Raw genomic sequence first — 9,373 nt, 5'->3', positions numbered from 1 at the left:
CGCGCACGAGCCGGTACAGCCCGACCGCCTCGCCGACCGCGGTGCCCGCTAGCCGGCGCAGGCTCAGCCCCCGCAGCAGCGGGATCCCGCGCGGCCCGCACCAGTCCACCCCGTCCGACCACTGCCCCGCCGCGGCGAAGGTGTACCGGCCGGGCTCCAGGTAGAGCCCGGTGTCGGTCCACAGCTCCTCCGCCGCGACCTCGACCGTCGCCTGCTGGCCGCTGCCCAGGATGCGCGTCCGCCGGTACGGGCCGCCCGTGATCGGCTGCGCCTGCTGCCGTTCCAGCGCCGACGGGTCCAGCGCCCCGCCCGGGCCGCCGGGCACGACGGCGGGCACCGCCCGCGGCCGGTGGTGCAGACCGACCTCCAGCAGCGGCTGCAGCAGCGGGTCCACCAGCGGCGGCGCGACCCCGAACACGCCGCGGTCGTCGTCATGCAGCACGCCCGCGGGGTCCGGCGCGAGGCGGGCCAGCGCGGGCGAGTGGAAGGCGATGCCGGCGCACTTGGCCGCCTCGTCGGTCATCCACTGCAGCGAGATGTCGCTCAGCCCGGTCTCCCGGTGCCCGCCGCCGACGTCCATGTGGCTGCCGGGGAACCAGCGTTCCGCCATGTCGGTGCTGCCGTTGGGCGTCCACCGCGTCGGGGTGAAGGGCCGTCGCCACTCGTCCAGCGCCAGCGCGTGCCGCGCGTACGGGATGTGCGGGTTCAGCTCGACGTCGTGGAACCGGTAGCGCGAGCCCGGGGTCAGTTCGCTGAGCCCGGCGAAGTAGCCGGGCACGCCGAGCGCGCCCACGGTGTCCCACACGCCGATGAAGTCGATCGGGATGTCCGCGGCCCGCTCCGGGTCGAAGTGGAACCGCAGGCCGGCGCGCCACGTGTCGCCGGGCGAGCGGGTGCGGTAGTGCCGGTAGGCGCGGGCGGCCAGCAGCCCGCTGGTGCGCGAGTCGACCTCGCGCAGGTCGAGCAGGCCCGACTCCTTCACCAGCCCGGCCAGGCTGCGGGCGGTGAAGGCGCCGCGGCTGAACCCGAACAACGCGATCTGGTCGCCGGGGCGGTAGGTGGTGCACAGCCACAGGTAGGCGGACACGATGTCCTTCGGCAGACCGGCGCCGATCGCGCCCGCGGCGAGCCTGTTCAGCAGCCCGCCCCGCGTGCCGACCCCGCGCCGGTAGCTCGACAACTGCTCGCGGCCGCTGCTGTCGGCGGCGGCGAGCGCGTTGTGCAGGCGGCGCACGTTGGTGACCGCGTCCAGTTCGGGGTCGCACCAGGTGCCGTCGCAGCACACGATCAGCCTTCGGGACATGACCGTCCTCCCCGTCGAGGGCCTCCGCAGCGGTATAGCCAACCGCGGCCTGAGCCGCCTAGAGCCGAAGGTCACGATCTGCGCGCGGAGTCTTGACCAGGCGCGCGCCGAGGTGCTTACTGCCCGGAAAGTCCGTATCGGGCTCGGAGGTGGTCATGGTCGGCGCATCCGGAAGGCCGGTACCCCCGGCCGCGGTCGGTGAGCACCAGATCGGAGTCAGCAGGCCCCCGCTCGCGGTGGACGACCTGCCGGAGCCGGAGGAGGTGTTCCGGGTCCGCCGGCTGGGGCCGGCGCAGGTCGTCCAGTTCGTGATCGGGCCGAGCCTGATCGCGCTGGGCATTTCGGTCGGCAGCGGCGAGTGGCTGCTGGGGCCGCAGGCGGTGGGCACGTTCGGGTTCGTCGGGGTCGGCTGGGTCATCACGGTTTCCGCGCTGCTGCAGACCTTCTACAACGTCGAGGTCTCCCGCTACGTGGTGGCCACCGGCGAGGTGCCGATCGTCGGGTTCGGGCGGGTGCCGCCGGGCGCCAAGCTGTGGATCCCGTTCTCCTTGCTGGTGCTGTACTTCGCGTTCATCTTCGGCGGCTGGGCGGCCGGCGCCGGCCAGGGGCTGTTCGCGCTCATCGCGGGCCGCCCGCACCGCTCCGGCGAACTGGAGTACGTCCGCCTGCTCGGCATCGGGCTGCTGCTGGTGGTCTTCCTGATCACGGTGCTGGCGCGCAAGATCTCCCGCAGCCTGGAGCTCGCGAACTGGCTGATGGTCGGCGCGATCATCGTCATCCTGCTGGTCGTGACGCTGGCGATCGTGCCGGGATCGGTGTGGTGGGACGGGATCCGCGGCCTCGTCACGCCCGCCGCGCCGCCGGAGGGCATCACCGCGACCCAGCTGGGCGGGCTGGCCGGGTTCACCGCGCTGGCATCCGGGCTGAACTGGTACGTGATGAACCACTACCGCGACAAGGGTTACGGCATGGGCTACCGCGTCGGGTTCATCGCGGGCCTGCGCGGGGAACGCAGCCAGCTCCGGCACGTCGGCGTCACCTTCCCCGACGACGCGGCGAACACGAGCCGCTGGCGGCGGTGGTACCGGCTGCTGCTGGTGGACCAGTGGGCGGTGTTCTTCGTCGGCGCGATGATCGGCATGCTGCTGCCGACGGTGCTGATGTCGCACATCGTGGCGACCAGCGGGCAGCGGCCGACGACGGCGAACGTCCCGACGTTCACCGCGACGCAGCTCGGCGCCGAGTACGGGACGTGGATGTTCTACCTGATGCTCGTCGTCGGCGTGCTGATCCTGTTCTCCACGCAGCTGGGCATCTTCGAAGCGCTGGTGCGCAACTTCACCGACGCCACGCACGCGTCGAGCCCGCGCATCCGCCGCCTGATCGAGGGCGACCCGCGCCGGTTCTACTTCCCGTTCATGCTGCTCGTGCTGGCGGTGATCGCCGGCGCGATGCACCTGGCGCTGCCGACGGACCTGGTCCAGACCTCGGCGAACATGTCGAACCTGGGCGCGCTGATCTTCCCGTTCGCGTTGATGTACCTCAACTCGCGGCTGCCGAAGGCGGCGCGGCCCCGGCCGTGGCACTACGTGATCCTGGTGCTGAACTTCCTGTTCTTCGGGTTCTTCTTCGTCAACTTCGTGTACGAGCTGTTCACCGGAGGCGCCCTGGTCAAGTTCTAGCGCGACGCCAGGCGGACCACCGTGATGTCGGGCGGGGCGCCGACCCGCACCGGTGGTCCCCACGCCCCCGCGCCGCGGGTGACGTAGAGCTGCGTGCCGCCGTGGCGGGTCAGCCCGGCCAGGGTGTGCTGGATGCCGGACACCACCAGGTGCCCCGGCCAGAACTGCCCGCCGTGCGTGTGGCCGGACAGCTGGAGGTCCACCCCGTGCGCCACCGCCTCGCCGATCAGGATCGGCTGGTGCGCCAGCAACAGCGTGGTCCGCGCGGGATCCCGGCCGCCGAGCGCCTTCGCGAAGTCCGGGCCCTCGCCCTCGTCGGCGCTCACGTCGTTGACGCCGGCCAGGTCGAACCCGGGCAGCTCGACGCGCTCGTTGGCCAGCAGCCGCATGCCGAGGTTCCGCACGTGGTCCACCCACTGCCCGGCGCCGGAGATGTATTCGTGGTTGCCGGTCACGAAGAAGGTGCCGTGCCGCGAGCGCAGCCCGGCCAGCGGCGCCACCGCGGGCGCGAGGTCCTCCACGTCGCCGTCGACCAGGTCGCCCACGACCGCCACCAGGTCCGGCGCGGTCGCGTTGATCGTGTCCACCACGTGCTGCGCGAACCCACGGCCCAGCAGCGGGCCGACGTGGATGTCGCTGACCACCGCGATGCGGAACCCGTCCGCGCCCGGCGGCAGTTTCGCCAGCGGCACGGTCACGTCCAGCACGCGGGGCCCGCTGAACAGGCTGTGCACGCCGTAGCCGACGGTGCCCGCCACCGCGGCGACGGTCGCGCCGCCCACGACGCGTGACACGAACACCCGCCGCGTCACCGCCGTCTCCTCCGGCACCGGCCCGGTGTCGCGGCGGGCGAGCCGGCGGCGCAGCAGCGGGCGCACCACCTCGCCGGCCAGCAGGGCCAGCAGCAGGTAGACGCACACCGCCATCCAGAGGAACCCGGGCCACGACACCACCTGGACCAGCCAGTACGGCGCGTCGGCGAACTCGCTCAGCGGCGCGGCCACCATGAGCACCGGCCCGGCCACGAGCGTCCCGGTCGCGACCCGCCGCCACCCCGAGCCACGCGGCAGGGCGTCGCGGACCAGGCGGCGCCAGGCCCACCAGTGGAACGCGGCCACCGCCGCCAGCGCGACGACGAGCACCACGGCGATGATCACGACCACGCGGCTCGCATCCCAGATCGGTCACGGAGTGTGTTCCGGATCACATTACCGCTACACTATCTGGCTACGCTTCCCGAGCCACCCCCACGGGGAGGAGTCGACAAATGAACGACTTCTTCGGTTCACGGCACACCAGGCGGGACGTGCTGCGCGCGGCGGCAGCCCTCACGCTGGGGTCGGCGGCGCTCGGCGCCTGCGCCTCGGAGGAGGACACCGGCGGTGTGGGCACCGCGCCGGGGCAGGCGCCGCAGGAGGTCTTCACCGAACCCACGGCGAGGCTCTCCGGCGATCTGCGGATCCTGCTGTGGAGCCACTTCGTGCCCAGCCACGACGAGTGGTTCGACCGGTTCGCGCGCGACTGGGGCTCCCGCGTCGGCGTCAACGTCACGGTCGACCACATCGACCAGGCCCAGATCCCGACCCGCATCGCGGCCGAGATCCAGGCCCGCCAGGGGCACGACCTGATCCAGTACATCGCGACGCTGTCCCAGTTCGAGCCGAGCGTGCTGGACATGAGGGACCTGGTCGCCGAGGCGAACCGGCGCTGGGGCCAGCAGTTGCCGCTGTGCGAGAAGTCCAGCCGCAACCCGGCGACCGGGAAGTTCTACGCCTACTCCCCCGGCTGGGTGCCCGACCCCGGCAACTACCGCCGCTCGCTGTGGGAGCCGGTCGGGATGCCGAACGGTCCGTCCACCTGGGACGAGCTGCTCACCGGGGCCGCGGAGATCAAGCGCAGCAAGGGCGTCCCGCTCGGCCTGGGCATGTCGCAGGAGATCGACTCCAACATGGTGCTGCGGGCCCTGATGTGGTCCTACGGCGCCTCGGTGCAGGACGAGAACGAGCGCGTGGTGATCAACTCGCCGGAGACGATCGCGGCCATCGAGTACATGACGCGGCTCTACCAGCAGGCGATGACGCCCGAGGTGTTCTCCTGGAACGCGGCCAGCAACAACCAGGGCCTGGTCGCGGGCAAGCTGTCCTACATCGTCAACTCGATCTCGGCGTGGCGCACCGCGGCGACCTCCAACCCGGACGTCGCCGACGACACCTTCTTCGTCCCGGCGCTGCGCGGGCCGCAGGCGGCGCTGGCCGCGCAGCACGTGCTCTACAACTGGATCGTCCCGCAGCACGCGACCGGCGCAGACGCGGCGAAGGAGTTCCTGCTGCACTACACCGCCAACTTCAAGGCGGCCACCTACGCGTCCAAGCTGTACGACTTCTGCGCGTGGTCCGGCCTCACGCCGGAGCTGCCCGGCTGGCTCGCCGCCGACCCGTTCGGCTCGAAACCGCCGGACAAGCTGAAGCTGCTGGCCGACGCGATCCCGTGGAGCGCCAACATCGGGCACCCCGGCCCCGCCAGCACCGCGATCGGCGAGGTGTTCAGCACGTTCGTGGTGCCCAACATGTTCGCCAGGGCCGCACGCGGCGAGATGACGCCGCAGCAGTCGGTGGCCGAGGCCGAGAACCAGGTCAACGCCATCTTCGCGAAGTGGCGCGCGGCCGGGCTCGTCGGCGGCTGAGTGCCATGGCGGTCGTCGAGGTCCGGGAACTGGTCAAGGAGTTCGACGGCGGGCGGGTGCACGCCATCGACGGGGTGAGCCTGGCCGCCGCGGCCGGCGAGTACCTGGTGCTGCTCGGCCCCTCCGGCTGCGGCAAGACGACGCTGCTGCGCACCATCGCCGGCCTGGAGCAGCCGACCAGCGGGGACGTGCTGATCGGCGGGCACGTGGTGACCGGGCTGCCGCCGCGGGCGCGGCAGATCGCGATGGTGTTCCAGAGCTACGCGCTCTACCCGCACAAGACGGTGCTGGCCAACATCGTCTTCCCGCTGCGCGCGGCCGGAATGGACCGCGAGGAGCGCGAACGCAAGGCGCGCTGGGCGGCCGGCCTGCTGGGCATCGAGCAACTGCTGGACCGCAAGCCGCGGCAGCTGTCCGGCGGCGAGCGGCAGCGGGTCGCGCTGGCCCGCGCGATGGTGCGCGACCCGCAGGTGTTCCTGCTCGACGAGCCGCTGTCCAACCTGGACGCCAAGCTGCGGGCCAGCGCCCGGGACGAGCTGAAGCGCTTCCAGCAGGACCTGGGCACCACCACGATCTACGTGACCCACGACCAGGCCGAGGCGATGGGCCTCGGCGACCGGATCGCGGTGCTCAACGCGGGCCGGGTGTGCCAGGCGGGCCCGCCGGTGGAGGTCTACGACGACCCCGCCGACACGTTCGTCGCGACGTTCATCGGGTCGCCGCCGATGAACCTCATCCCGCACGACGGCAGGCTCGTCGGGTTCCGCCCGGAGCACCTGCTGCCCGCGGAGGTGGTCAGCGGCGAGCGGGTCACGGTGCCGCTGGAGGTGGACCGGATGGAGTACCTCTCCGGCGACCGGCACGTGTACGGCACGGTGTCCCGCATCGGCGAGCGGACCCGCGTCGTCGCCCGGCTGCCGGCCACTGTGGACACCCCCATCACGCCCGGGGAGACGCACTCCTTCGCCGTGCCCGCGCGGCGGTTGCGGTTCTTCGACTCCGCGACGGGGCAGCGGGCGGCCCCGGTGCGGCTGGACGGCTGACATGGCGACCACCGCGGACACCGCCACCCGGCCGGGGGTGACCACCGCGCGCCGCCGGATGGCCGACCGGGACGGCGTGCTGGCGTGGGCGTTCCTGGTGCCCAGCATCCTCTACATCGTCGCGCTGATCGGCGTGCCGTTCGTGCTCGCCATCGCGTTCGCGTTCTCCGACGTGAGCGCGGGCGACCCGTCGTTCGACTGGGTCGGGCTGCGCAACTTCGAGGCCGTGCTGGACGACCCGGTGTTCTGGCGGTCGCTGCGCAACACGTTCCTGTTCACGGCCGTGTCGATGGTGCTGATCGTGCTGCTGGGCAAGGTGCTGGCCAACATCCTGGTCGCCGACTTCCGCGGCAAGTGGGTGGTGCGGTTCCTCGTCCTGCTGCCGTGGACCACGCCGGTCGCGCTGTCGTCGATCTCGTGGCTGTGGCTGCTGGACTCGATCTACTCGCCGATCGACTGGGTGCTGCGGCAGCTCGGCGCGCTCGGCCCGGCGGAGAACGCGTACTGGCTCGGCCAGCCTGGCCTGGCGATGGGGTCGCTGATCGCGGTGCACGTGTGGCGGCTGGTGCCGCTGGCCGCGGTGATCATGATGGCCGGGCTGATGTCGATCCCGAAGGACATCGACGAGGCGGCCCGCGTCGACGGGGCCGGGTACTGGCGGCGGATGTTCGAGATCACGGTGCCGCTGGTGCTGCCGGTGGCCGCGATCGCCGCGTTGTTCGGCGCGATCTTCACGTTCACCGACATGGCCGTGGTGCGGGTGCTCACCCGCGGCGGGCCGAACGACGCCACGCAGGTGCTCGCGAGCTGGGCGTTCTACCGCGGCATCGACGGCGGCGACGTGGCCCAGGGCGCGGTCATCGCGTTGTTCCTGTTCCCGCTGCTGCTCGCCGCCGCCGTGCTCATCCTGCGCGCGGTGCGCCGGATCGAGGTGCGATGACCACCGTCGAGGAGGCTTCCCGGCAGCGGCGCCGCTACGCGCGGCGGCACACCTCGGCGCGGATCGGGCTGTACGTCGCGGCGATCCTGGCGGCCCTGATCTGCGCGGCGCCGTTCCTGTGGAGCCTGATCACCGCGTTCAAGCAGAACCGGGACCTGTACAACCCGGTGAACAACCCGTTCCTGTTCAACCGGCCGCCGACGCCCGACCACGTCACCTACCTGTTCACCGACACCGCGTTCGGCACGTTCGTGGTGAACACCCTGCTGGTCGGGGTGCTGGTCGTGCTGATCACGCTCGCGTTCGGGCTGCCCGCCGCGTACGCGCTGGCGCGGCTGGACCGCCCGTGGTCCGGGCCGATGGCGATCGGGATCTTCCTCGTCTACCTGGTGCCGCCGAGCCTGTTGTTCCTGGCGCTGTCGCGGATGGTGGTGGCGGTCGGGCTGCAGGACTCGACGTGGTCGCTGGTGCTGGTCTACCCGACCATCACGATCCCGGTGTCGACCTGGTTGCTCATGGGGTTCCTCAAGACGATCCCGAAGGACATCGAGGAACAGGCGATGGTCGACGGGTACAGCCGGGTGGGCGCGTTCCTGCGCGCGGTGGTGCCGCTGGCGTTCCCCGGGATCGTCGCGGTCGTGGTGTTCGCGTTCACCCTGACCGCGAGCGAGTTCATCTACGCGCTGGCGTTCGTCGCGCCGACGGGCCAGATGCCGGTCAGCACCGGAGTGCCGACCCAGCTCATCCGGGGCGACGTGTTCTTCTGGCAGTCGCTGCAGGCCGCGACGGTGCTCGTGGCGGTGCCGATCGCGTTCGTCTTCAACTGGTTCCTGGACCGCTTCGTCGCCGGGTTCACCATGGGCGCGGTCAAGGAGTGATCAGCCCATCGTGCCGAGGATCTGCTCGTTCCACCAGTAGTAGAGGTGCTCCAGCTGCCCCGGGGTGACGGCGTCCGGCGAGGACAGGTTGCCGACGATCAGCGTGCGCGTGTCGACCCACCACAGCTGGCCGGCGCCCTGCGTGGTGAAGCAGGTGAGGAACTCACCGTCGAGCGGGCCGCCGGTGTCGCGGTAGTAGAGGCCGTAGATGTTCGAGCGGCTCAACGGGTCGCAGCCGCCGTGCCCGTCGTCGCGGCGCAGCTGGAACGTGGTGACGAGCTGCTGGAAGAAGGCGTCCTGCGCGGCGCGGTCGGCGAAGGAGTGGAAGTAGGCCTCCGCGGGCGGGCCCCAGCGCGGATTCCAGGTGTTGGACTCGGTGCACATCACCGTGGCGAGCGCGCCCTCCTGGCGGTATTCCGCGCCCGTGCGGCAGCTGGCGTTGCCGCGGTAGGCGGTGGGGATCGCGGCGAGCAGGGCGGTCTCCGGGTCGGCGGCGGTGCTGGTCGCGGTCGTGGGTTCGCTGCTCGATGTCGTGGGCTCGGTGGTGGGTTGGCTGGTTGTGGGCTGGGTCGTGGTGGTGCCCGCGCCTGCCTGGCCGCCACCGCCGCGGTTGAGCAGCACGACGGTGACCACGGCCGCGATCACCAGGACCGCCGCGACCGCGGTGATCCACACCGCGCGGTGCCGGGGTCCGGTGTGGACGGATGCGCCCGTTCGTGGTGACGGGTGCGCGCCGGGAGTGCTCCACGCGGTCTGCGTCGTACCGGCGGGCGGGGTGCCCAGCGGCGGCCGGCCGCCGGGCGGTGTTCCCAGCGGCGGCCGGCCGGCGGGCGGTGTCCTGGCA

7 protein-coding genes and 1 pseudogene are annotated in these 9,373 nt (G+C 71.9%); 5 read left to right on the top strand and 3 right to left on the bottom strand.

Annotation, left to right across the window (positions count from 1 at the left end):
* Nucleotides 1-1,303 (bottom strand): DUF2235 domain-containing protein (locus ABZ193_RS42300; protein ID WP_354714416.1); only part of this gene is annotated, 1,303 nt, incomplete at its 3' end.
* A gap of 155 nt (nucleotides 1,304-1,458) precedes the next feature.
* Between ABZ193_RS42300 and ABZ193_RS42295 the strand changes: the two genes are divergently transcribed.
* Nucleotides 1,459-2,985, top strand: a complete 1,527-nt coding sequence (locus tag ABZ193_RS42295; protein ID WP_020418580.1) for an Nramp family divalent metal transporter — start codon at nucleotides 1,459-1,461, stop codon at nucleotides 2,983-2,985.
* Here the strand turns inward: ABZ193_RS42295 and ABZ193_RS42290 are convergent.
* Nucleotides 2,982-4,148: a metallophosphoesterase gene (locus ABZ193_RS42290; RefSeq protein WP_354714414.1), complete on the bottom strand. Its 1,167-nt coding sequence runs from the start codon at nucleotides 4,146-4,148 to the stop codon at nucleotides 2,982-2,984. The genes ABZ193_RS42295 and ABZ193_RS42290 overlap by 4 nt on opposite strands.
* A 104-nt stretch (nucleotides 4,149-4,252) precedes the next feature.
* Between ABZ193_RS42290 and ABZ193_RS42285 the strand changes: the two genes are divergently transcribed.
* Genes ABZ193_RS42285 through ABZ193_RS42270 form a run of 4 tightly spaced genes read left to right on the top strand, consistent with a single transcriptional unit; the run spans nucleotide 4,253 to nucleotide 8,529 of the window.
* A complete protein-coding gene (locus ABZ193_RS42285; RefSeq protein ID WP_354714412.1) occupies nucleotides 4,253-5,668 on the top strand; it encodes an extracellular solute-binding protein in 1,416 nt (471 codons plus the stop codon).
* A gap of 5 nt (nucleotides 5,669-5,673) precedes the next feature.
* Nucleotides 5,674-6,711, top strand: coding sequence for an ABC transporter ATP-binding protein (locus ABZ193_RS42280; RefSeq protein ID WP_354714410.1), 1,038 nt, complete (start codon nucleotides 5,674-5,676; stop codon nucleotides 6,709-6,711).
* A 1-nt stretch (nucleotide 6,712) separates the two neighbouring features.
* Nucleotides 6,713-7,651 (top strand): sugar ABC transporter permease, encoded by a 939-nt coding sequence (locus ABZ193_RS42275; RefSeq protein WP_237335706.1) that lies wholly within the window; start codon nucleotides 6,713-6,715, stop codon nucleotides 7,649-7,651.
* Entirely contained in the window at nucleotides 7,648-8,529 is an 882-nt protein-coding gene (locus ABZ193_RS42270) for a carbohydrate ABC transporter permease (RefSeq protein WP_354714408.1), read from the top strand. Before ABZ193_RS42275 ends, ABZ193_RS42270 begins: the two co-directional genes overlap by 4 nt.
* On the opposite strand, the pseudogene ABZ193_RS42265 reads toward ABZ193_RS42270, so the two are convergent.
* Nucleotides 8,530-9,373: pseudogene (locus tag ABZ193_RS42265) on the bottom strand (hypothetical protein); the annotation flags it as partial.

Source organism: Amycolatopsis sp. NPDC006125 (assembly GCF_040614195.1).
In the GTDB taxonomy this organism is placed as follows: domain Bacteria; phylum Actinomycetota; class Actinomycetes; order Mycobacteriales; family Pseudonocardiaceae; genus Amycolatopsis_E; species Amycolatopsis_E tucumanensis.
The sequence above is the reverse complement of the archived record's forward strand: the minus strand, read 5'-3'. Positions and strand labels throughout refer to the sequence as shown.

What these genes read in the sequence shown, in the direction of transcription:
- ABZ193_RS42270 (WP_354714408.1), top strand. Translation starts at nt 7,648, where the DNA reads ATGACCACCGTCGAGGAGGCTTCCCGGCAGCGGCGCCGCTACGCGCGG.
- ABZ193_RS42295 (WP_020418580.1), top strand. Translation starts at nt 1,459, where the DNA reads ATGGTCGGCGCATCCGGAAGGCCGGTACCCCCGGCCGCGGTCGGTGAG.
- ABZ193_RS42280 (WP_354714410.1), top strand. Translation starts at nt 5,674, where the DNA reads ATGGCGGTCGTCGAGGTCCGGGAACTGGTCAAGGAGTTCGACGGCGGG.
- ABZ193_RS42285 (WP_354714412.1), top strand. Translation starts at nt 4,253, where the DNA reads ATGAACGACTTCTTCGGTTCACGGCACACCAGGCGGGACGTGCTGCGC.
- ABZ193_RS42275 (WP_237335706.1), top strand. Translation starts at nt 6,713, where the DNA reads ATGGCGACCACCGCGGACACCGCCACCCGGCCGGGGGTGACCACCGCG.